We start from the raw sequence: 22,961 nt of genomic DNA, 5'->3' as shown, positions 1-22,961 counted from the left end.
CTTGTTGTATTAGTTGGCAACAATATTAAGCAGTTTGCCCGGAACATAAATCACTTTACGGATGGTTTTGCCGTCAGTGAATTTAGTTACGTTGTCATCGGCTAAACCTGCGGCTTCTACGTATTCTTTGCTGGCATTAGCTGCAACGGTAATTTTAGCACGCAGCTTACCGTTTACTTGTACAATAATCAGCTTACTGTCTTCAACCAAAGCTGACTCGTCAACTTCAGGCCAATGGCTATCTTCAATCGCACCTTCGTTACCTAGTTGATTCCACAGTTCGAAACTCATGTGTGGAGTGATTGGGTAAAGTAAACGTACGATAGCTGATAGTGCTTCACCGATAATAGCACGGTCTTGCTCACCGTCTTTTTTCGCTTTTTGTAGATGGTTCATCAATTCCATTACTGAAGCAATGGCAGTGTTGAACATCTGACGACGACCAATATCGTCAGTGGCTTTTTGAATCGTCTTGTGAAGCTCACGACGTAAAGCCTTTTGATCGCTATTTAAACTGTCTTTATTCAGGGCTGGCGTGTCACCTGCAGCAATATGATCAGCGGCTAATTTCCATAAACGACGTAAGAAACGGTGTGCGCCTTCAACACCAGACTCTTGCCACTCTAGGGTTAACTCTGGTGGTGCAGCAAACATCATAAATAGACGAACCGTATCAGCACCGTACTTTTCAACCATAACTTGAGGGTCGATACCGTTGTTTTTCGACTTAGACATCTTGCTCATGCCAGTGTATACCAGCTCGTTGCCGTCTTTGTCTACCGCTTTGGTGATACGGCCTTTTTCATCATGTTCGATTTCAGCTACATCGAGTGGCGAAACCCAAACGCGACCGCCTTTCTCATTGGTGTAGTAGAAGGCTTCTGCCAACACCATACCTTGAGTTAGTAGCTGTTTAGCAGGCTCATTGGAGTCAACCAAGCCTGCATCACGCAATAATTTGTGGAAGAAACGGAAATACAACAAGTGCATACAAGCGTGTTCGATACCACCAATGTACTGATCGACAGGCAACCAGTAGTTCGCTTTAGCTGGATCTAACATTTGATCGGCTTGTGGGCTACAGTAGCGTGCGTAGTACCAGCTTGACTCCATAAAGGTGTCGAAGGTATCTGTTTCACGCAACGCGTTTTGACCATTGATTTGGATTTTCGCCCACTCTTTGTCGGCTTTGATTGGGCTTTGAACGCCATCCATGACCACGTCTTCAGGAAGAACAACTGGAAGCTGCTCTTCTGGAATTGGCATTACCGTGCCATCTTCCAAGGTCGCCATTGGGATAGGTGCACCCCAATAACGTTGACGAGATACACCCCAGTCACGCAGACGATAGTTAACTTTACGAGTGCCTTTACCTTCAGCTTCTAGCTTAGTGGCAATCGCATCAAAGGCTTTCTCGAACTCTAGACCATCAAATTCACCAGAGTTGAATAGCACACCTTTTTCAGTGAATGCCGCTTCACTGATGTCTAGTTCTGCATCGGCAGGTTTAATTACAGCTTCAATTTCCAGACCATAAGCGTTAGCAAATTCGTAATCACGTTGGTCGTGTGCTGGAACTGACATTACTGCGCCAGTACCGTAATTCATTAATACAAAGTTCGCAGCCCAAATTGGAACTTGTTTGCCTGAAATGGGGTGAGTAGCGTAAAGACCTGTAAATACCCCTTTCTTTTCGATAGTGGCGATGTCCGCTTCAGAGCTTGAAGCATTTTTGCACTCTTCGATAAAGGCTGCTAGTTCTGGGTTATTTGCTGCCGCTTGTTCAGCTAATGGGTGACCGGCTGCAATCGCAACATAAGTCACGCCCATTAGGGTATCTGGGCGAGTGGTGTAGATATCAAATGACTCTTCGCTGTCGCTCACATTAAAAGTGATTTCTAAGCCTTCACTGCGGCCAATCCAGTTGCGCTGCATGGCTTTAACTTGCTCCGGCCAATCAGGTAGATTGTCTAAATCATTCAGTAGCTCTTCGGCATAAGCAGTAATTTTAATGAACCACTGTGGAATGTCTTTTTGTTCTACTGGGGTATCACAGCGCCAACAACAACCATCTTGTACTTGCTCATTGGCTAGAACGGTTTGATCGTTCGGGCACCAATTCACTTGTGCAGTCTTTTTGTATACCAAACCTTTCTCGTAAAGCTTGGTAAAGAACCATTGTTCCCAGCGGTAGTATTCTGGAGTACAGGTCGCAAGTTCACGGCTCCAGTCATAACCAAATCCCAGCATTTTTAGCTGGTTTTTCATGTAATCAATGTTTTCGTATGTCCATGGTGCTGGTGCCGTTTTATTATTGATGGCGGCGTTTTCAGCAGGTAGACCGAAAGAGTCCCAACCAATTGGTTGAAGTACATTTTTACCTTGAAGCTTCTGGTAACGAGCGATCACATCACCAATGGTGTAGTTACGAACATGACCCATGTGCAGACGGCCTGATGGGTATGGGAACATAGACAGGCAATAGAATTTTTCTTTGCTTGGATCTTCAGTGACTTCAAAGGTTTTTTGCTCAGCCCAGTGTTGCTGAACTTTCGATTCGATTTCCGAGGGAGTATATTGCTCTTGCATCAATTTTTTCCGGCAATGCTGATTAATTTGATCTAACACTAGGTTAGTGTTAGGAAATGAGCATAGGATAAACTATATATGAGTCTGCTTGAACAATATTTTGATGAATTCCTCTAAATTAAGGAGTGAAGACGATGAAAGAAAAAAAGCAAGCCTTGTTAGATTTATACCAGCAGCTTATTCAGCAAGTTAAGCATAAGTATGAAAATGATCCTTCGTTAACAGCCAATGATCTAATACAGTCGGTGGAGCAAGGGGCGACGTTTTTATCTTTAAAAGAAGATATTGATGATGCTGAGCTGGACTTGGTTAAAGCGTTTCTGCACCGTGAGATCTCTGAATTCGTCAAGCACCAGCATGAACAAGAAGTTAGCGCTAGCCCAACATTCCTGATGCTGGAAAACAGCTTATTTCATTGGTTAGGTGAAATCACAGACCGTAGTCAAGTGGAGTGGCATGAGTTATCTAAAGAGCTTGAAATGGCAGGTGCATACAAAGCAGGGGAAATAGTCAGCCAAGGTAGAATGATTTGTGAAGACTGTGGTCATGGTGTTGAAATTGATTTTCCTTCAGTGATTTCAAGTTGTCCTGAGTGTGATGGTGAACAGTTTATAAGGTTACCGTTAAATCCTTAAATTGTGATTTTATGCTGATGACTTTAAATTAATCTAGCCTTTACCTTCTCAGCTCAAAAGCGTAGGTTGTCAGAGGGCTTGAATCACTCAAAATAATAAAAATCGAAAGTACTTCGAGGTTATATTAGTAGCGAGTCGAGGTGCTTATGGCTGGGGTTGGTTCTGGAGAGGTGAGTATCCGTAGTAGTTATGGAGCCCCAGATTATTATCGTACTTTAGGAAGAAAAGAGGGTAAGAGCTCTCCAAGCCAGCAAACTAAAATAAACGAGCGTGAATATAAACTCACTCAAACTGATAGTCTTGAACATAGCTTATCTATGGCTGCTTCTGCCCCTGAAAAAAAGACATCGGGCACTTCAACGATAAAAGATTATCAACTTTCTACAGATAATAATGCGGCATTAAAATTGGCATTTACTCAAGATGATGTCGATCGTGCAATTGCCATAATTCGTAGACAAGGGATAAATACTCCCTGCGATACCGTTTTACCGCTTGAGCTTGCCTGCCATCAAAAGGCATCTCGAACTATGATTGAGGCCATATTTGAACATGCTGATGAAACTGGCACAAAATTAGCTGAGCCAACGAAGAACACATACATCGAACTGTGTGTATTTTTAAATTCACCTGAACAGTTAAGGGCATTTTTGGAAAGAGGTTATGTCCCTGACCACTGTTCAAAGCAACAACTCACACCACTATTTAGACTTCTTAATGACGACTATCGGCACCCAGAATGTGTTGCAAAAATACTGATTGAGGCTGGCGCTCGCTTGGATATTCGATGCCAAGTGTCCGGAAATCGTCTTTTAATGCTGGCGGCAAAACGGAATTCTTCTGAATTAACTACTGCGCTACTCGATGGGAAAGCCGGTATTAATGAGCAGAATAAATGGGGCAATACTGCATTGCATTTTGCTATCTCGTATGGTTGTTTCAACAGTGCAGTGGTGCTTATCGAGAGAGGGGCACGGCTAGAGTGTAAAAACAGTAATGGGTATACGCCGTTTCAAGTCGTTGGGCATATGATGGAAGGAAGCCGATTGAGAGCGGATGCGAGTTTTTCTAGTGACAGTCTTATCGCCAAAGCGGCGGAAGAGCAGTATTGGGGCATCGCTTTTCGATTATTTAAAGATAATCGATTTTCAGCAAAGAATATAAAAGAAAATAAAGCTCTAATTGCTCAGTTTAAAGGTTTAAGAGAGGTTAAAGAATATTACAAATTAATCGATAGTAAAGTTGAGCAAAATGTGGACAAGCTTCAAGACTGCTTTGTTTATTGCTTAGTCAAACAAAAGTTTTTCGACTTAATAGGCTTATTGCTTAAAGGAGATTTTGAAGCTTTTAAGGTGTTTAAAGATCGTAAAAAAGTCTGGAAAAATTTTAGCGCAGAGACGAAGCATTTTATCGATTCAAAATTAAGTGTTCCACCTGCTGCGGGTGCCACAATTAAATCAAAATCGACAGAGGTATGATGAACTATTAATGCGCCCTTATTCAACTTGTATCAGAAGGCATCATACTTTAAATCTATAATGGCTCGAAACATTAGAGCTATCGAGCCATTTAAGAAAAAATTATGCTTTAATAAAACCTAACGGGCTCTTATCAGATGCTACATCATAAAAGTTACCTAAATTAGGGAATAGCTTAGGTAGTGTGGCTTTTTCTGCCCCAAACCACATAGCTAACTCGGCATAAACTTCATCGGTTGAAGTGGTTGGGATCATAACTCCACCGCCAACATCTAAAGGATTGGCGTCGCCTAAGCTAAGTGCAGGATATTTACCATATACCTCACCACCTTTAACAGCATTACCCATGACTAAGGTGTTACCGCCCCAGCCGTGGTCAGTACCGTTACCATTTGAGGTTAATGAGCGACCAAAATCCGAGCCGGTAAAGGTAACCACTTCTTCTGCAACTCCTAGATCTTCTAATGCTTGCTGGAAGCCTGAAAGCGCGTCATCCACGATACCCAACATCCTATTGTGGGTTTTGAGTAATTCACTGTGGTGATCCCAGCCGATATAGCGTACAAAGAACGTCTGTTGTTGCCCTGCCATCCCCAAAGCTGCTCTAGCTTTGATGGTTTTTGCAACCATTTCAAGCTGTTGGGCGAGCTCTGAATCACCGCCTTTCCAGTCAACAGTGATGGCTTTAGTGGCATCTTCAAATTTCTCAAATTGAACTTGAGAGTATTTCACCCCATTGACGTAGGTTTTATCGAAACTTGAACCAGAAGTTGACTCAAGCATATCGTTAAAGCCTTTCAATAGAACATCGTTAAGCTCTTTAAGCGCTGGGTTTGAATTGTCCTTAACGGTTAAGCCTACACTCCCCGATTTGGTAATGGCATATTCACGGCTTTCCACGCCATTTTGCATTATGTTACTGCCAGCTAATGAGATGTTCATTGAGATAGCATCATTGGCTTTGTCAGGCTGAACCACATCTGCAATTGTGCCAAACCAACCCGAATTTAAGCGTTCACTTGGGCGAGATGTTTGCCAGTGTTTAAATTGATCTGAATGTGACATTAAACCGAGCGGAAGTGGCTTTGAATTAGCTCTATATTCGGCTTTAGTCACTTTATCAACCATAGGGCCGACGTTAGCGATAAATGATAGTTTTTTATCATTAAACAGTTTTTGAGTTTTCTCTAAGGCTGGGTGTAAACCAAATTGTTTGCCTTGCTGAAAGCTAACATCATTAAGGTTAAGTAACTCGTTTTTAGCGATAGCTAAACCACCACGAGTATCTTCATATTCCTTGTAATCAGCAGTGGTGCGAGGCACTAGCATGTTAAAGCTGTCATTACCGCCATCAAGCATAATGAATACTAAGCTTTTGGCCTGTTTAGCCACTTTTAGTGGCCCTGCTACAGGAGGGGTAACAGGTGGATTGACCGGAGGTGTAACAGGTGGTGTTACCGGAGTTCCAGCGTTGTCACTACCGCCACCGCAACCAGACAGCATAGCCGTAGTTCCCACCATAAATACTGTGGAGGTGTGTAAAAACTGACGTCTAGTATAATTTTTGTTTGACATGATTAAGCCTCCAGAATAGCAAAGTCAGGTGAAACAGCGATCATAAATACCACTGTTTGGACAATCCAAAGGCTGTTATTTGGATTACTAGGATCGTTCTGTTTATCAAGTGCATCAAGAATGTTGGTTTTGACTGAACTTTGTTCTTTGCCTGTCAAAATTAACGAAACACGCTCGATAAGTTGTGACCATTTGTTTTTATCGGCTGCTAGTGGAAGCTCAGCATCAAAGTTGAGGTTTAGTTTACTTTGGGTATTAGCCAGTAATGTTTCGGCATCAAGTTCTGGCACAACGTGCGGAGGGGTTACCCCTGTTTTGATTTGAGTGCTAACTAAAGGTAATGCTTCACCAAATAACCAACGGTAAACCATATTCACATAGCTAATTGAAGTATGGGCGTTATATAGCTCAAACTCTGGTGCCACTTTATTTTCTTTTTCAATATCACCATGGGGAATAAAGTCAGGCTTATAAAAGTTGAATACCGTCGGCGAAGATAGAATATGGTGATTCAAATCGTCTTTAATATCACTCCCGATCAACCATAAACGCTTTTGCTCATTACTTACATTGAAAGCACGAAGTAATTGGGTAACGCGCAATAAAGGAGACTTTAACTTTTGGATATTGCTAATATCGGAATCACCAATGGTAACAACATTGCTCTGCGGATAAGTCAAAATGGTCTTTACAGCGGCTTTTAAATTACCTGATTTACCAAAAGCACTGGCAACGGCCTTAACATAAGCTGGGGTAGGGTTCGATGTGACCAATTGCTGAATGAGCTTTTTCGCGATGAAAGGTGCAGTATTTTTGTGCTCAACTAATCGAGATACAGCTGCTTTGATGTCGGCTAAGGTTGCTGAACCACCACTTGCTGTGCGTTTTGGTAAGTCAATCCACCCGTTTAGGAGCTTCTTAGGTTCAAGATCATGATAATCATCTTCGGTTGCCATTGGCTTGATCATTGATACATAAGGGATCATTTTGACTGAGTTATTTATACCATCATTAAAATCAATTTCTTGACCGTTAATGTCAGCCATTCTTACATCTTCGCCATCAAAGTTCAGAACAGCATTAGGGTATTCAAAATTGTATTCCGATGCCTTGATTCCAGTGAATACTCGCGCCATCTCTTTAATGTCATCGTTATTATAAGTCGGAATATCCTTGCCATTTTCTTGCTGATGGCTGCCATCAGGATTTAGCTCAAACAAACCAATGGTAAATAGCTGCATGATCTCACGGGCGTAGTTTTCATCAGGGTGAATATTTTTAGTTGGTTCAGCTTTGCGATTGTTGATGTGAGTGAGGTACACGCCCATGCAAGGGTGTAATGACACATCCGTTAATAAGTCTTTGTATGAACCTAGAGCGTGCTTGTAAAGCAAGTCATAGTAGCTTGCCATGCCTTCTGCATCTAATTCGAGAATCGAGTTATCAGAAATGACGAGAATTTCGCTTAATGCTTGAGCCACTCTGTGACGAACTAAGTTATCAGCATTGGCTTCAGTTTCTGAGATTTTTGGCTGCTCAGTAAAATCATTATCAAGGTTTGTATCTTCGGCTAAATTGCCTTGTACTAAGGTTTTATGCCACCATGCTTGTCTAAAGTAGTAATTGTATGGAAGAGCAGGGTTATTGCCCGCGCCATTGATGTTGGATTCGGTATAGGCATCGATCAGTTTTTTCTTAAAGCCTTTTGTTTCTGATTTACCACGCCATATATCATGGGTTTTTTGGTAGAAACCATCTTTTACAAAACCATTTTCTTCTTCAACTCGATGTTCTAACTGCTGATCGAGCCAGTTATTTATACCATCTTGACTAACCTTTTCAATCAGTGGGTAGTTCGCTCCCAAGGTAGCTTGCATTAAAAAGCGGGAGGCTTGCTCTTTTGTGTTCATATCTGCGACTCTGTTTATAATAATGCATGAAGTGACTGAACAAAGTTACAACAATTATTTAAATTTTCAAGCTGAAAATTTATGTTTTTGTTGATAAGCATCAATTAAATTGGGGGGTTGAGCGTATCTATATGATTTCAAAGAAATATTGTCGTTGTGAAAATTTATGGTGATAAATTCAGAGTGTGAAGCTGGTGGAGTTCTATCAAAATGACCCATAACACAGACATTATGGGTCTTTCTATTCATATCAATAGAGTTGCTTAATCAATACTTCGGACAGTTTTTGATTGGTCGTGCCTCAATATTTAGTAAGTCATTGAATTTTAATGAATCTGTGTTTTCAGATTCAATTCATAAAATTTTGTAAATTCAATTGCTTATAAAAAGTGTCCGAACCATTGTTAATGAATTTTAGTTTTTACGACTGTAAACAAACCCTATGGCGACAACTAGTCCACAAAGCAGCAATACTGGCAATTGACCGAGCTTATAAAATAAGGTTTCCCCTTTCATTAGCGGTACGTTAGCTCTTAATATTCCAGTTTTGAACTGAGGTAATTGTTCTGTGATTTTACCCTTAGGATTAACAACGGCAGTAACACCATTGTTCGTTGCTCTAAGTACGGGCTTACCTAACTCAATCGCTCGCATTTGAGCGATTTGCATATGCTGCAATGGCCCAATAGAAGTACCAAACCAAGCGTCATTAGAAACAGTAAGGATCACGTCACTGTTGGCTTTTAGGTTGTTTCTTACTTGCTCAGGAAAGGTGATTTCAAAGCAAATTGCGGGTGTAATGTGATAACCCAAAGCCAGTAAATCTGGCTGAACATAACTCCCACGAGTGAACGAAGACATAGGTAAATCAAATAACGGTGCGATAGGTCTTAGTATGCTTTCAAATGGCACAAACTCACCAATAGGCAACAAGTGATGTTTACGGTATTCGTTGTCACTATGAGGGGTATAGTCACCATTTGCTTGATGCTTTTTGCGAGTATTTCCCAAGACAACAAGCGAGTTATAAAAGGTTTGTGGCCCTGTTTGACTAATAATGCCTGTAACAATCGCACTGTCATTTAAATTAGCTGATTGGTTGGCGTTCGCTAAAAAATCACTAACTTTATACTCTGGTGCAGGAATGGCTCCCTCAGGCCAAATAATCACATCTGCATCGTAGTTATTTCGAGATAGATCCATGTACTTCAGCAAGGTTGGCCACAACATTTCAGGTTGCCACTTTGTGCTTTGCGGAATATTCCCTTGGATCATCGCCACTTTCATGTTGCTTCCAGTTGGCGTGACATTTGAGAATTTGGGAGCTATAACAATGAGAACTAATAGTAATGGCGTATAAACAGCAATCGCTTGCCAGCGCTTTTGGAATAGTTGTGCTAAAGCACCTGCCAGCGTAACTAATAGCAAGCTTAAACCAATTGCACCAAATCCAGCTGCCACAGGGGATAACGGCCCTTGAGTTTGGCTATAACCAGCCCAAAGCCAAGGAAAGCCTGTTAATACCCAACCTCTTGCCCATTCCATTAATACCCAAAGCGCAGGAAATAAAAGCACATCATGCTGCCAATGATTATCTTTGCAAATTTGACGGCTCAAATAGCCTGCAAAAGCTGGAAAAAGAGCGAGATAGAGCGCCAATAATGCCATTAATAGCATGGAGGCAATCAGGGGGATACCTCCAAACTCAGCCATACTGACATGGACCCAGCTGATACCTACAGCAAAATATCCAAACCCAAAGCTCAACCAATGCTTAAAGCCCTGTTTTGCACCCAGTGTACGGCCAAGGTAAAGGCTTATCGCAAATGCAACTGGCAAAACTCCCCAAAGATCATAGGGAGCAAAAGATAGAGTACAAGAAGCGCCGGCTAAAAAAGCGGCCACAAAGCGTGTCCACTTGTGGCCGTGTAATTTAGAAATAAAACTCACTTAAGTTTGATCCTTCAAAAACTTAACTCTTAATTGGTTTAAGCGTCGGGTATCAGCACTAGTAACTTTGAAATTAATGCTACCTATGGTGATGTTTTCGTCACGTTCAGGTAGATGACCGAATGCGTGGGAAACCAAACCACCGACAGTGTCGAACTCTTCATCACTAAACTCGGTACCAAATTGTTCATTAAAGTCATCAATGGGCGTTAACGCTTTGACCATATAAGCTGAATCATTGATTTTACGAATTTCACACTCTTCTTCGCTATCGTGATCAAATTCGTCTTGGATTTCCCCCACGATTTCTTCAAGAATATCTTCAATGGTCACTAGGCCAGATACGCCGCCATATTCATCAACAACGATGGCCATGTGGTAACGTTCGCTGCGGAATTCTTTAAGGAGAATATCAACGCGTTTGGATTCAGGGACTACAACTGCAGGACGAATCGCTTTACTGAGCTCAAAAGGTTCATCGCTTTGATTAAAACCGTATTTGAGTAAATCTTTCGCTAGGAGAATACCTTCGATGTGATCCTTATCATCATTGATCACCGGAAAGCGTGAATGAGCAGAGGAAATAACGGTATTGAGAAGCGTTTCAATGGAATCATCAATGTCTAAAGTGACAATTTGAACCCGTGGGATCATAATATCGCGCACGCGTAAATCGGACACTTCTAAAACACCTTTGATCATTTCGCGAGTGTCTTCGGTGATTAAATCTCGCTCTTCGGCGTCTTCAATCACATCAACGAGTTCTTCTCGGTTTTGAGGTTCGCCCTGAAACAGTTGGCTTACTTTATCAAACCAGCCCTTTTTCTGGGCGTGGGTACTCGGGGGGATATCGTCATTCATAGTCTTTCATTAGGTCAATATTAGACCTGTTATTTTTCCTTATACGGGTTTTCAAATCCTAAGCTTTCAATAAGCTCGGTTTCTAACGATTCCATTTCTTCGGCTTCGTTATCGTCAATATGGTCATACCCTAGCAAATGCAAACAGCCATGTACAACCATATGCGCCCAATGGGCTTGTAATGGTTTATTTTGCTCTTCCGCTTCTTTTTTTACCACATCAGCACAGATTATTAAATCACCAAGCAGAGGTAAATCAATGCCTTCTGGTGCTTCGAATGGAAAAGATAACACATTAGTGGGCTTATCTTTGTTGCGATACTGATGATTGAGTTGCTGACTTTCTTCTGCTTCAACAATTCTAATCGTTAGCTCTGCTACCGACATATGATGTTGGATAGCAGTGCTAGCCCAAAGTTCAAATTCAGCTTGCGATGGTAGATTTGAGGCATCACAAGCCAATTGTAAATCGACATCAAGCTTCATTTATATCGCCTTCTGCAGATTGTTGGGCTTTCTTTTCGGCTTGTTCGCGACGTGCTTTGGCGGCTTGTTGGTGCATGTCGTGTTCTTCGTAAGCTTCAACGATACGAGCCACAACAGGGTGACGTACGACATCGTGGGAAGCAAAGAAGTTGATACTGATTTCGTTAACTTTACTTAGCACTTCAATCGCATGACGCAGTCCTGACTTGGTATTGCGAGGTAAGTCGATTTGGGTAACGTCACCTGTGATCACCGCGCGAGAATTAAAACCAATACGGGTTAGGAACATCTTCATTTGTTCAACCGTAGTATTTTGGCTTTCATCAAGAATGATAAAGGCATCGTTTAATGTACGACCACGCATATAAGCCAGTGGAGCAACTTCAATTACGTTACGTTCAATCAAACGCTCCACTTTTTCAAAGCCAAGCATTTCAAATAATGCATCGTATAAAGGGCGAAGATAAGGATCGACCTTTTGGCTTAAATCACCGGGTAAGAAACCTAATTTTTCACCCGCTTCAACCGCTGGGCGAGTCAGCAAAATACGGCGTACTTCTTGACGCTCAAGAGCATCAACAGCAGCTGCTACAGCTAGGTAGGTCTTACCCGTACCTGCTGGCCCGACACCAAAGGTAATATCGTGACGAACAATATTAGCAACGTACTGGCGTTGGTTTGGGTTTCTTGGCTTGATGACACCGCGCTTAGTTTTGATAAATAGTTCTTTATCATCTGAACTATCATAGGCTTCAACCGATACCGCTTCTTGGATAGCAATATGCACTTGTTCTGGTTCGATATCTGGCGTGCTGCCACGAACAGGTTGAGTTTCAACGTATAAATCACGCAGCAAATTATTTGCAGTTAGGGTATTTTGTGGCTGACCAACAATAGTAAAGTGATTATCACGGTAGCTGATCTCAACACCAACACGACGCTCAATTTGTTTGATGTTATCGTCGAAAGGGCCGCATAAAGAAGCAAGACGACGTGGTTCGGCAGGTTCTAGGTACAGATTTAACGTAGTCAGTTTACTGGACAAGCAAGTCTCCAAGATGAAATCAATTAATCTAGTTTATCTTATCAAAGTTGACAAAAAAGGGCAGTGTCCCTGCCCTTAAGTTTAGTTAATTTTTTTGTATGGATTAAGGTTGGAATGTTCCTACACCTAAATCATCTTCTGTTCTATGTTTAGCAAGTACGTCAGATGGGCGTAATTCACGGCGAAGATCCATATCTTCTTCAGCTCGTACAAATTTACCACGTAGTGAGTTGGTGTAAACGTCAACAATCTCAACATCGACAAATTTACCAATGTGCTGAGGTTGACCTTCAAAGTTAACCACGCGGTTGTTTTCGGTACGGCCACGAAGCTCCATTGGGTTTTTAACCGATGGACCTTCAACCAATATACGCTGCACTGTGCCCATCATATGACGGCTGTATCGCATAGCTTGTTGGGTGATGCGATCTTGTAGAATAGCTAGACGTTGTTTCTTTTCTTCTAAATCAACATCATCAGGTAAATCAGACGCAGGCGTTCCCGGACGAGCACTGTAAATAAAGCTGAAGCTATGGTCGAAGTTTACGTCTTCAATCAGCTTCATCGTGTCTTGGAAGTCTTGTTGAGTTTCACCAGGGAAACCAATGATGAAGTCAGAGCTGATTTGAATATCAGGACGAGCTTTACGTAGACGACGAATGATCGATTTATACTCAAGTGCCATGTGTCCACGCTTCATTGCCGCAAGAATACGATCAGAACCGGATTGCACAGGTAAGTGAAGGAAGCTTACCAACTCAGGGGTATCAGCATAAACATCAATGATGTCTTGAGTGAATTCAATGGGGTGGCTGGTGGTAAAACGTAAACGGTCAATGCCGTCAATTGCCGCTACATAACGCAGTAATTCAGCAAAAGTACAGATTTCACCATCAAAGGTGGCCCCACGGTAAGCATTCACGTTTTGACCAAGTAAATTAACTTCACGGACGCCTTGCTCAGCCAGTTGTGCCACTTCTAAGATCACATCATCTAATGGACGACTGACTTCCTCACCTCGCGTATAAGGCACTACGCAGAATGAGCAGTATTTACTACAGCCTTCCATGATAGAAACGAATGCGGTTGGGCCTTCAGCTTTTGGCTCTGGTAGACGGTCGAATTTCTCAATTTCTGGAAAGCTGACATCAATAACCGCTTTTTCACCACGCTTAACTTGGTCAACCATTTCTGGTAGACGGTGCAAGGTCTGTGGGCCGAAGATCAAATCAACGCACTGAGCGCGCTCTTTGATGTGCTTACCTTCTTGTGATGCAACGCAACCACCAACACCAATGATCAAGTCGGGATTTTTGTCTTTTAGGTTTTTCCAACGACCTAACTGATGAAACACTTTTTCCTGTGCTTTTTCACGGATTGAACAAGTGTTCAGAAGCAAAACATCCGCTTCTTCAGCTTCATCGGTCAGGGTATAACCTTCGTATTCATCCATTAAATCGGCCATCTTAGCTGAGTCATACTCATTCATTTGACAGCCCCAGGTTTTAATGTGGAGTTTTTTACTCATCAGTTTGTGTTACTCATACCTCAAAAAATAGCGGCATATTTTACCGCCAGATTACTCGCCTGACCAGCTTTTGTACTCTGAGGTTGTGATTTAGTTTGTAAATACTTGAGTTAATAGCTCAGAATTAATTTTTACCTTAATGAATATTTATTAATTTGAAAAAAAATCGCTGTGTGTGTAAATGTCTGTGGTCGTTCAACTTTTACCCGACGCCATCGGTGCTTCGAGTATAAACCTAAATAAGTGAATAAGTTATGGCAGAAGCAATATCAGCAAGATTTAATGAATATTCAACAGTTGCTAATAGCTTACAACTTGCTACATGTAGAAGAGGGGCAATTCGAGATGGAGATGTAGTACAAGTAGAAACCCGTCTTGGATTGAGGGCTTATAAAATAAGAATATCGAATAATCGTTGTTATGATGTTATTCGTCAAGATATCTTTGAACCTGATGACTTACCTTTTGTTGACGTTATTTCCACTGCCATTTGTAAATACTTTGGGGTAACTACATCCGATGCAATTAGAGATGTATACAACAGTTGTGAAGGTGATTTTTTTCGAGCTTTACAGGAACGTGGCCTCTCATACTCGGTTGTAAAAGAATACCCATCCGATCGTCGTACACCTCTACAGCATGCCATATCAGCTGTTAATGAACCCAACACCAAAGAAGAAATACAGCGAGCTATGCAAGGGGTGAATTATGTTGCTGAGCGGGGTATGTTTTTTCCTGATCGTTTGGATCAAAATGGACAGACTGAACTTCATACAGTGGCGGTATATGGCCACTTTCAATTGATACCTCGTTATCGTTTTTTACTGTCGCCACGTCGACTATCGACATACAACCGTGAAGGCTTAACACCCTTACACTTGGCAGTTATAAATCGCCGCTATTATACGGCAAAAAATCTTCTTGCCATTGGTGCCAGTGTTCATCCTCGAACGAATCCGACAATACCAGGTTATAATTGCAATGCTGTTGATTTTGCGGTTGATAATTTTGACCTTAAGATGTTGGAACTTCTATTGTCTTATAAAGCTAAGCCTGGCTACTCAATAGCACAAGAGCGAGAATACGATCCTCTAGCTCGACTTGATAGGGCGTACCGAGCTCAACAAAGCTCTAATAATTTTAACCAAGAGCAAAAAGAACAATTGATTGATACTTATCAATTGATGCGAAAACTTTTAATAGAAGGCTTTCTTAACAATACTGTTTCTGGAGTGTAAACTGACTCAAACTTCCTAGGATTTGATACTTGTGACCAAGGACTCTCAACTAAAATACAAAGATGCCATTGTGATAGGCGGTGGTATGGTCGGTGCAGCAACAGCACTTGGTTTAGCTCAATTAGGGCTTTCAGTTTCAGTTATTGAAAGTATTGAGCCCAAAGCGTTTGATGATAATCAGCCATTAGACGTTAGAGTTTCGGCTATTAGCGCGGCATCTGAAAAGTTATTGAATCGCTTGGGTGCTTGGGATGGTGTGTTTAAAAAGCGACATGCTGTTTATCGTGGATTGGAAACTTGGGAATTAGACGGCTTTATCACCCAGTTTCATTGTGAACAAATTCACGAAGATCATTTAGGTCATATTGTAGAAAATCGAGTTATTCAATTGGGCTTGTGGGAACAACTTGAGCAAATGGATAATGTGGAAATCCTTTATCCCGAAATAGTTACTCAGTTTGAATATCAGCAAGGATCATTTCAGCAGGTTAAGGTCAGTCTTGAGTCAGGCAAACAGTGCATTGCTAATTTATTAATTGGTTGTGATGGTGCCAACTCTAGTGTTCGTCAATGGGCCGGAATCGGCATTACAGGTTGGGATTATCAACAAGCGTGCATGTTGATCAATATTGAAACTCAAACACCACAGCAAGATGTCACTTGGCAGCAATTTACGCCGAATGGGCCACGTAGTTTATTACCATTACCTGATAATCATGCTTCGTTAGTGTGGTATGACTCGCCACAAACTATTGCCAAATTAATGCAATTCAATCCTGTGCAATTGGCTGAGCAAATTCGAGCTCATTTCCCAGAGCGACTCGATCCAAACTTTATCGTGTTAGATAAAGGCAGCTTTCCACTGACTCGTCGTCATGCCAATCAGTATTATGCTGATAACGTGGTGATATTAGGTGATGCCGCGCATACCATTAATCCGTTAGCAGGGCAGGGTGTTAACTTAGGCTTTAAAGATGTTGATGCTTTATTGTCTGTAGTTGCCGAAGCTTTGGGTGAAAATCAAATCTGGTATCAAAATTCAGTATTAGCTGAATACCAAAACCAGAGATATAAAGATAACCTGTTGATGCAAACCGGTATGGATATGTTTTACAAAACGTTTAGCAACAATTTAATGCCAATTAAAGCGATAAGAAACCTAGCGCTGAAGGTGGCGAATATTGATTCTCCCATCAAACAAAAAGTGCTGAAATATGCACTTGGATTTTAGGGCACGCCCTAATTTATGTTCTTGCATGTTGAGCCTGAGTAATGAAATCATTTAGATAATCAATCTGCTCTTCGTGCTTACGGGTTCCAATATAGATTTGCTTGTCGATGCCATGCTCACCAAAGCGAACGCTTTTTATTGGCATGGTTTTGGAGTATTGCTCAACTAACCAGCCAGGAAGCGCGCAAACGCCTCTGCCTGCTGCAACCATTTGCAACATGATTTCAGTCGTTTCAATGATTTTGTGCTTTCTCACTGTGCATTTTGCCGGAGTTAAAAATTGGCTAAAGATATCCAATCTCTGTGGTTCGACAGGGTAACTAAAAAGAACTTCATTAATTAATTCCTCTGGCGCAACCCAAGCGTGATTGGCTAATGGGTGAAATCTCGAAACTACAAGCATATGCTCGTAGCCAAACACAGGAGTATATTGAATGTCGGGGGTAAATAATGGATCAGGTGTAATGAGTACATCAATTTCAAAATTTTGGAGAGCACCAAGCGCACCAAACTGAAACTCCTGCTTAACATCTATATCTACACTTGGCCATCGACTAAGGTATGGTTCGATTACTCTTAGTAACCAATGATAACAAGGGTGACACTCCATTCCGATGCGTAGGCTGCCACTTTCTCCATTTGCTATTTGGTCTAGCAAAAGTTCTGTATGTGAAAAGTGGGGTAATACTCTAATGGCGAGAGATTGAATGCACTCTCCAGCTGCCGTTAACCTTAATTCACGGCCTTTTTTTTCCCAAATAGCAGTATTGAGCTGAGCTTCCAGCTTTTTAATACTGTGGCTTAACGCGGATTGAGTTAAATGCAGAGCGTCGGCCGCCTTGGTGAGTGTTCCATGTTCTTTTATGGCTGTTAATATTTCCAAATGGGTACGCTCTAGCACCTGCTGTCTCCACTTTCCTTTTGAATTCGAATCAGACCATAATGCCATCTGTTGACAAATGGTCATAGTCGGAGAGGGAATTATTTTAGTTCGTTACGGACAATCTCGGCACCAGCGCTTAATGCGGCTAGTTTTTCTCTCGCGATTTGTCGAGGCAAGGGAGCCATGCCACAGTTGGTACAAGGGTATAGCTTATCTGCATCAACAAATTTGAGGGCTTTTCGGAGTGTTTCGGCGACTTCTTCAGGTGTTTCTATGGCGCTGTTTGCAACATCAATAGCGCCTACCATTACTTTTTTTCCTCTAACCAATTCTAGAAGTTCGATAGGAACATGAGAATTATGGCATTCAAGAGAAATGATATTAATGTTTGATTGTTGCAGTTTTGGCAAAATAGCTTCGTACTGTCGCCACTCTGCGCCCAAGGTTTTTTTCCAATCAGTATTTGCTTTTATGCCATAGCCATAACAAATGTGTACCGCCGTTTCACATTTTAGGCCTTCGATAGCTCTTTCTAAACACGCAATGCCCCAGTCGTTTACGTCATCGAAGAATACATTAAAAGCGGGTTCATCGAATTGGATAATATCTACACCCGCGGCTTCTAACTCTTTAGCTTCTTGGTTGAGAATCTTCGCAAATTCCCAAGCAAGCTTTTCTCGACTTTTGTAATGGTCATCGTAAAGGGTATCTATCATGGTCATTGGGCCGGGTAAAGCCCACTTTATTGGTTGATCAGTTTGTTTCCGTAAAAATTGGGCATCTTCCACAAAAACAGGTTTTGGGCGACTAACAGGGCCGATTACGGTGGGTACACTAGCTTGGTAGCGATCCCTTATTTTGACGCTTTTACGATTTTCGAAATCAACACCAGATAAGTGTTCAATAAAAGTGGTGACAAAGTGTTGGCGGGTTTGTTCGCCATCGCCGACAATATCAATACCAGCCACTGACTGCTCTTGTAGTGTTAGGCGTAAAGCATCTTGTTTACCATCAGTTAATTGTTGGCCTTGCATTTTCCAAGGTGACCAAAGTGTTTCAGGTTCAGCTAACCAAGATGGCTTTGGTAAGCTGCCGGCTGTAGATGTAGGTAATAGTGTTTTCATTAAATGTAAAGCCGTTCGGTTGAGTGAATTAAAATGCGTAATTAGCTGACCATTTTTCGAGAACGGTTTGGTAGGGCTTGATGAAATTCTCTTGTGCAAATTTCCCCTGCTTGATTGCCAATTGGCTACGTTCTTCTCGGTCGTAAACAATTTTAGTTAATGAATGATCTTGGTTTTTTAAATTAGGCTGAAAGCATTTACCTGCCGTAGCATTGGCGTTATATATTTCAGGGCGATATATTTTTTGGAATGTTTCCATCGTGCTAATGGTACTGATAAGCTCTAAGTTACTGTAATCATTCAGTAAGTCACCAAAGAAATAAAATGCCAAAGGTGCCACACTGTTAGGAGGCATAAAATAGCGAACTTTTAAGCCCATTTTTTTAAAGTATTGTTCAGTAAGTGATGAGCTATTTGGTAAGTATTCAACGCCTAAGATTGGGTGCTTATTTTCAGTTTGGTGATAGGTTTTGTTATCGGAAACACTCAAACAAATAACGGGCAGCTTGTTGAAGTGTGCCTTATATGCCTCTGAATTAACAAAATAGTTAAATAGCTTGCCGTGTAGCTCACCAAAATTATCAGGCACGCTGAATTTAGATTGATCTCTATTATGCTCCAGTAGCAGCACACTAAAATCATAATCACGAACATAAGAAGAGAAATTATTTCCAATAATCCCTTCAATCCTTTGATTGGTTTGATGATCAATGATGTTGGTTTTTAATACTTCAATTGATGGAAAGCTTTGTCCACTTCCCTTTATATCCATATCAACAGAAATGATTTCAAGCTCGACTGAATAACGGTCTCCAGTAGGATTGTCCCAATGAGCTAAAGCATTAAAACTGTTATCAATCATTGTTAGCGCATTTTGTAAATTTTGCTGGCGATGCTCTCCTCTTGCTAAGTTAGCAAAATTAGTCGTGATGCGAGTACTGTTTGAGGGCTGATAATCTTCATCGAGCCGAATACTGTTAATGTTAAATCGAAAATCTGTGCTCATGGCGATTAAGTCCTTTTTAGATATGTTTTATTCACTCTGTTTAAAAGTACATATTTGAACCTAAAAACATCAGTTGAACGCTCAATAAGTTAATATCTATTTGAGTTGGTAATAATTTCAATGTCTTAATCATTCACCGAATGGCTGAAACGCTCTACGCCCACAAGCTTGTAAAAATGCCCGCTAGCTGCGTTGTAACTTTTGCAAGTAGAGCAACTATTTGCTGCAAGCTACGCCTTGCTAGCAATCATTTTTTACCGCAATACAAAACTGGCATTACTGCGTTTCTACTCTTGAGAACGTAGCCAACTGATGTTTTTAGTTTGAAGGGAATTTATACTTATATTTTCAAATGAAAAATAATGGTATTTATTCATGGCGTTATGAGTTTTATTCATGTTTTACTTGGTAAGGTGAGTAAAAATATATTTTTGTGAGTTAAAAAATTGGGTGGTTAAATAAAAGTGCCCGCTTTTAATGCGGGCATTGAGAAAGGCTAGAGGCCGTTCCCAATTAAAGACTTTTTGATTTGTTACTGCCTAAAATTTGCAAAATCAAGGCACAAAGTTTGAAGTTTAGTGAACTAAACGCAGTAACGACAGCAGTGTATGTCGGTCAACGCAGTAACGACTGCTTTGTATGTCGGTCAATCAAAAATCTAATTGGGAACGACATCTAGGGATTAACAATAAACATTCCCTTCATTATGTAGTGATGACCGGGAAAACTACAAAAGTAGGTATATCCTCCGCCGGTCATTAGCATCTTAGTGTCAAAAGTTATGCTGGTTGACTCACCACCACCAATGATTTTGGTCGAAGCTATTATTCGCTTATCGCCCATTAACACAAAGTTACTTGCGACTCCTGCCATTTGACCGGCTAATGCTGCGGCTTCAACATCAGTTGACTTCGTTAGTACCCAGTTATGACCCATTGTCGTTTTGGGTAACTTACCTATGTGCATGAGATTAATAGTTACCTTGTCACATTTAGATTTTGAAATTGTTATGCTCGGTTTGCTAAATTTGAGTGCATCCATCACGGCAATATCAAACGAGCAAGTGCCTGCAAAAGCATTAAATGAAAAAGCTAAGGCTGTAGATGCTAACCATAATTTGATTTTCATAACTTCACTTCCTTATTCAGTTAATCAAACCTAAATACGCCCTAGAGAGTGAAAGCGATCAACTTTCATACCTTTCAACTAACTGAACATAAAACGATTTTTTGTTTTGTTTAATACCACAGTCATTTATTTTATGAGTTATGTGTAAGCGAAAGAGGATATATGAAATGTCAGTTTGTCGTGCAGAGAGAGAGGCTTTAGCTGTTAACCCTGCTGAAAAAAAAGAGTCACAACAGGATAGATCGAGTTTAGTTAACGATGAAAGTGGTTTGTATTATCAAGTTGAGCCAAATCAAGCTGCTGCTGAAGAAAAAAGGGGGTTTCATCAAAAAATACCAGATGAAGTGGGCTCTCACTCAGAGACGCTAGACAGTTTTAAGGCCAAAAAGGCTAAGGTTACCTTTTCCGAAGATGAAATGAAGGAAATGGCATTGGCATTTGGTTACAAAGGAAATGTACAAAAAATCGATGACTTTATTATGGAGTATGACATTGAAACATTAGCCAACACTAAAATAAATTGTGAAATAGATGGTCTAGTCTACCCATCGATTTCTTTATTCTGGCTTGCTTGTCGCACAGGTAAATTGGAGGTTGTTGAACTATTGTATAATGGGAAACCAGACATTAACGAGCGGGTAACTTGCTCGACGACAGGTGTTTCTGGGCGTACCCCCCTATTTATTGCTTGCCTTAAGGGGCATTATAAAGTTATTGAGTTTCTTCTCAACAAAAAGGCTGATCATACCTTGAAGGATTTTGATCCTGAAAAGCAACAGTCAATGGGACCTTATAATGCATTTCTTCAATCACAAGGTGTTGTACAAGAGGTGTTTACACTTACTGGAGAAAGATTGAGTAGTGACTTGAAAGTGTTAGATGACAAGGGGAGAGATATTGTTGACATCTTCATGCAACAGGGAGACAGCGATGCTAAACAAGATGTTAGTTATACATGGCCAGAATCCAAGAAAGTGAACTATAGAGCTAAGTAAAACGCAGATCGTTGCAGGGATTATCTATTCCAATCGACATTAAACAAAAGTAAAGACTTGTAAAGCTACTCGACTTCTCAGACAGATTCTCTATGGTCAAATTAACAATATTAGATTGTAGGGAATTTAATCATGTCAGCAGATGCCGTTATCGCGGTTAATCGTTTTGGTCTGGGAGCAAGAAAAGGAGAACTGGAAAAAGCCAGTCATGATCCTGTTCAATATCTCATCGATCAATTACAGCCAATCAGCTTTAATGAAAAGCTGCCTAATTCTGATCAACTTTCGATTCATTTAGCCAATTATCAACAACAAAAACGCTTGATTAAGAAAGAACCAGAGTCGGAACAAGCGAAAGATTTTGCTAAGCAACAAAAGCAAATCCGTAAGTATCTTGGTGGTAATTTTAGGGCGTTATGCTGCGATACTTTGCTCAGGTCGATTCATTCCGATCAATCACTAGCGTGGCGACTACTGGATTTTTGGTCGAATCATTTTAGCGTGACCGCTCAAGGGCAAATGATGCGAGTATTGGCACCAACCCTTGAGCGTGAAGCTATAGCACCTCACATGTTTGGTTCTTTCCATGACATGGTGTTGGCGGTAATGCATCACCCAGCGATGTTGGTATATCTGAACAACGATAAGTCTTTTGGTCCGAATTCAAGAATAGGTAAACGCGGTAAAGGCCTGAATGAAAATTTAGGGCGTGAGTTGATGGAGTTACATACCATGGGAGTCGGTTCTGGCTACACTCAAGCCGATGTAATTGAAATGGCAAAAGGTATAACAGGGTGGAGCGTGGCAAGACCGCAGCGAGACGATACAATCGGATTCATGTTCAGAGCCAATGGTCATGAGCCTGGTCATAGAGTGTTGCTCGGTAAAACCTATCGGCAAGGTGGCGAAGCGCAAGGCATTGCGATGATTAAAGCTGTGGCTCGTCATCCAGCGACTGCAAAACATGTATCCACTCAACTTGCCCGTCATTTTGTCTCAGATAATCCGCCTGAATCCCTCATCAAAAAAATGACCGACCGCTGGATGGCAACTGATGGCAACTTAAAAGAAGTGATGATTACTTTGATTAAGTCAGATGAAGCTTGGCATCAAGAGCGACAAAAGTTCAAATCTCCACGAGAATTTGTCATCTCGACCTGTAGAGCTTTAAATTCAAGTTTCGGAGTTCATTTTTAGCTAAAATCATGGGAACTTTTCAGTTGAAATAGCCTCTTGGCGTAATGTAAAAGTATCCATTTGCATGACTTGATTAAAAAACTTGGTTACTTCTTCGTTGATC

18 protein-coding genes are annotated in these 22,961 nt (G+C 41.1%); 6 read left to right on the top strand and 12 right to left on the bottom strand.

The window, feature by feature from the left end; translation table 11 throughout:
* Window positions 1–9 precede the first annotated feature (9 nt).
* Window positions 10–2,589 carry a leucine--tRNA ligase gene (gene leuS / locus D5018_RS08330; protein ID WP_121838552.1) on the bottom strand — a complete coding sequence of 860 codons (2,580 nt, stop codon included), beginning with the start codon at window positions 2,587–2,589 and terminating at the stop codon, window positions 10–12.
* Between the two features lie 134 nt (window positions 2,590–2,723).
* On the opposite strand from leuS, the gene D5018_RS08325 reads away from it, so the two are divergent.
* Both D5018_RS08325 and D5018_RS08320 read left to right on the top strand, forming a co-directional pair.
* A complete protein-coding gene (locus D5018_RS08325; RefSeq protein ID WP_121838551.1) occupies window positions 2,724–3,224 on the top strand; it encodes a zinc ribbon-containing protein in 501 nt (166 codons plus the stop codon).
* 146 nt (window positions 3,225–3,370) lie between these two features.
* Window positions 3,371–4,702 carry an ankyrin repeat domain-containing protein gene (locus tag D5018_RS08320; protein WP_121838550.1) on the top strand — a complete coding sequence of 444 codons (1,332 nt, stop codon included), beginning with the start codon at window positions 3,371–3,373 and terminating at the stop codon, window positions 4,700–4,702.
* Window positions 4,703–4,804: 102 nt separating this feature from the next.
* On the opposite strand, the gene D5018_RS08315 is transcribed toward D5018_RS08320, so the two are convergent.
* The 7 genes from D5018_RS08315 to miaB all read right to left on the bottom strand — a co-directional run bounded on the left by D5018_RS08315 (window position 4,805) and on the right by miaB (window position 14,056).
* Entirely contained in the window at window positions 4,805–6,277 is a 1,473-nt protein-coding gene (locus D5018_RS08315; RefSeq protein WP_207819236.1) for a DUF1501 domain-containing protein, read from the bottom strand.
* A gap of 2 nt (window positions 6,278–6,279) precedes the next feature.
* On the bottom strand, window positions 6,280–8,187 hold the full coding sequence (locus D5018_RS08310) for a DUF1800 family protein (RefSeq protein WP_121838549.1): 1,908 nt from the start codon (window positions 8,185–8,187) through the stop codon (window positions 6,280–6,282).
* Window positions 8,188–8,601: 414 nt separating this feature from the next.
* Window positions 8,602–10,137 carry an apolipoprotein N-acyltransferase gene (gene lnt / locus D5018_RS08305; RefSeq protein ID WP_121838548.1) on the bottom strand — a complete coding sequence of 512 codons (1,536 nt, stop codon included), beginning with the start codon at window positions 10,135–10,137 and terminating at the stop codon, window positions 8,602–8,604.
* Window positions 10,138–10,998 (bottom strand): CNNM family magnesium/cobalt transport protein CorC, encoded by an 861-nt coding sequence (gene corC / locus D5018_RS08300; protein ID WP_121838547.1) that lies wholly within the window; start codon window positions 10,996–10,998, stop codon window positions 10,138–10,140.
* Between the two features lie 29 nt (window positions 10,999–11,027).
* Window positions 11,028–11,483: an rRNA maturation RNase YbeY gene (gene ybeY, locus D5018_RS08295; RefSeq protein WP_121838546.1), complete on the bottom strand. Its 456-nt coding sequence runs from the start codon at window positions 11,481–11,483 to the stop codon at window positions 11,028–11,030.
* Window positions 11,473–12,528, bottom strand: a complete 1,056-nt coding sequence (locus tag D5018_RS08290) for a PhoH family protein (protein ID WP_121838545.1) — start codon at window positions 12,526–12,528, stop codon at window positions 11,473–11,475. Before D5018_RS08290 ends, ybeY begins: the two co-directional genes overlap by 11 nt.
* A gap of 103 nt (window positions 12,529–12,631) precedes the next feature.
* Window positions 12,632–14,056 (bottom strand): tRNA (N6-isopentenyl adenosine(37)-C2)-methylthiotransferase MiaB, encoded by a 1,425-nt coding sequence (gene miaB, locus D5018_RS08285; RefSeq protein ID WP_121838544.1) that lies wholly within the window; start codon window positions 14,054–14,056, stop codon window positions 12,632–12,634.
* A gap of 254 nt (window positions 14,057–14,310) precedes the next feature.
* Here miaB and D5018_RS08280 point away from each other — a divergent pair, with 254 nt between their 5' ends.
* On the top strand, window positions 14,311–15,294 hold the full coding sequence (locus D5018_RS08280; RefSeq protein WP_121838543.1) for an ankyrin repeat domain-containing protein: 984 nt from the start codon (window positions 14,311–14,313) through the stop codon (window positions 15,292–15,294).
* Between the two features lie 31 nt (window positions 15,295–15,325).
* Complete coding sequence (locus D5018_RS08275) at window positions 15,326–16,525, top strand: FAD-dependent monooxygenase (RefSeq protein WP_279386880.1); 1,200 nt, start codon at window positions 15,326–15,328, stop codon at window positions 16,523–16,525.
* Window positions 16,526–16,538: 13 nt separating this feature from the next.
* Here the strand turns inward: D5018_RS08275 and D5018_RS08270 are convergent, their stop codons facing one another.
* The 4 genes from D5018_RS08270 to azu all read right to left on the bottom strand — a co-directional run bounded on the left by D5018_RS08270 (window position 16,539) and on the right by azu (window position 20,666).
* Complete coding sequence (locus D5018_RS08270; protein WP_121838542.1) at window positions 16,539–17,426, bottom strand: LysR family transcriptional regulator; 888 nt, start codon at window positions 17,424–17,426, stop codon at window positions 16,539–16,541.
* An 80-nt stretch (window positions 17,427–17,506) separates the two neighbouring features.
* On the bottom strand, window positions 17,507–18,532 hold the full coding sequence (locus D5018_RS08265) for a methionine synthase (RefSeq protein WP_121838541.1): 1,026 nt from the start codon (window positions 18,530–18,532) through the stop codon (window positions 17,507–17,509).
* Between the two features lie 28 nt (window positions 18,533–18,560).
* Window positions 18,561–19,538 (bottom strand): DUF1852 domain-containing protein, encoded by a 978-nt coding sequence (locus D5018_RS08260; RefSeq protein WP_121838540.1) that lies wholly within the window; start codon window positions 19,536–19,538, stop codon window positions 18,561–18,563.
* Window positions 19,539–20,213: 675 nt separating this feature from the next.
* The gene (gene azu / locus D5018_RS08255) at window positions 20,214–20,666 is read right to left on the bottom strand and encodes an azurin (RefSeq protein ID WP_121838539.1); all 453 of its coding nucleotides are present in this window, start codon (window positions 20,664–20,666) and stop codon (window positions 20,214–20,216) included.
* Window positions 20,667–20,833: 167 nt separating this feature from the next.
* Between azu and D5018_RS08250 the strand changes: the two genes are divergently transcribed.
* Both D5018_RS08250 and D5018_RS08245 read left to right on the top strand, forming a co-directional pair.
* Window positions 20,834–21,661, top strand: coding sequence for an ankyrin repeat domain-containing protein (locus D5018_RS08250; protein ID WP_165905023.1), 828 nt, complete (start codon window positions 20,834–20,836; stop codon window positions 21,659–21,661).
* A gap of 132 nt (window positions 21,662–21,793) precedes the next feature.
* Complete coding sequence (locus tag D5018_RS08245) at window positions 21,794–22,858, top strand: DUF1800 domain-containing protein (protein WP_121838537.1); 1,065 nt, start codon at window positions 21,794–21,796, stop codon at window positions 22,856–22,858.
* The last annotated feature ends 103 nt before the right edge of the window (window positions 22,859–22,961 follow it).

The organism is Parashewanella curva (assembly GCF_003675895.1).
Classification (GTDB): domain Bacteria; phylum Pseudomonadota; class Gammaproteobacteria; order Enterobacterales; family Shewanellaceae; genus Parashewanella; species Parashewanella curva.
The sequence above is the reverse complement of the archived record's forward strand: the minus strand, read 5'-3'. Positions and strand labels throughout refer to the sequence as shown.

Bases quoted from the DNA above. Each gene is read 5' to 3' on its own strand.
- leuS (WP_121838552.1), bottom strand. From the start codon at position 2,589: ATGCAAGAGCAATATACTCCCTCGGAAATCGAATCGAAAGTTCAGCAA.
- D5018_RS08325 (WP_121838551.1), top strand. From the start codon at position 2,724: ATGAAAGAAAAAAAGCAAGCCTTGTTAGATTTATACCAGCAGCTTATT.
- D5018_RS08320 (WP_121838550.1), top strand. From the start codon at position 3,371: ATGGCTGGGGTTGGTTCTGGAGAGGTGAGTATCCGTAGTAGTTATGGA.
- D5018_RS08315 (WP_207819236.1), bottom strand. From the start codon at position 6,277: ATGTCAAACAAAAATTATACTAGACGTCAGTTTTTACACACCTCCACA.
- D5018_RS08310 (WP_121838549.1), bottom strand. From the start codon at position 8,187: ATGAACACAAAAGAGCAAGCCTCCCGCTTTTTAATGCAAGCTACCTTG.
- corC (WP_121838547.1), bottom strand. From the start codon at position 10,998: ATGAATGACGATATCCCCCCGAGTACCCACGCCCAGAAAAAGGGCTGG.
- ybeY (WP_121838546.1), bottom strand. From the start codon at position 11,483: ATGAAGCTTGATGTCGATTTACAATTGGCTTGTGATGCCTCAAATCTA.
- miaB (WP_121838544.1), bottom strand. From the start codon at position 14,056: ATGAGTAAAAAACTCCACATTAAAACCTGGGGCTGTCAAATGAATGAG.
- D5018_RS08280 (WP_121838543.1), top strand. From the start codon at position 14,311: ATGGCAGAAGCAATATCAGCAAGATTTAATGAATATTCAACAGTTGCT.
- D5018_RS08265 (WP_121838541.1), bottom strand. From the start codon at position 18,532: ATGAAAACACTATTACCTACATCTACAGCCGGCAGCTTACCAAAGCCA.
- D5018_RS08260 (WP_121838540.1), bottom strand. From the start codon at position 19,538: ATGAGCACAGATTTTCGATTTAACATTAACAGTATTCGGCTCGATGAA.
- azu (WP_121838539.1), bottom strand. From the start codon at position 20,666: ATGAAAATCAAATTATGGTTAGCATCTACAGCCTTAGCTTTTTCATTT.
- D5018_RS08250 (WP_165905023.1), top strand. From the start codon at position 20,834: ATGTCAGTTTGTCGTGCAGAGAGAGAGGCTTTAGCTGTTAACCCTGCT.
- D5018_RS08245 (WP_121838537.1), top strand. From the start codon at position 21,794: ATGTCAGCAGATGCCGTTATCGCGGTTAATCGTTTTGGTCTGGGAGCA.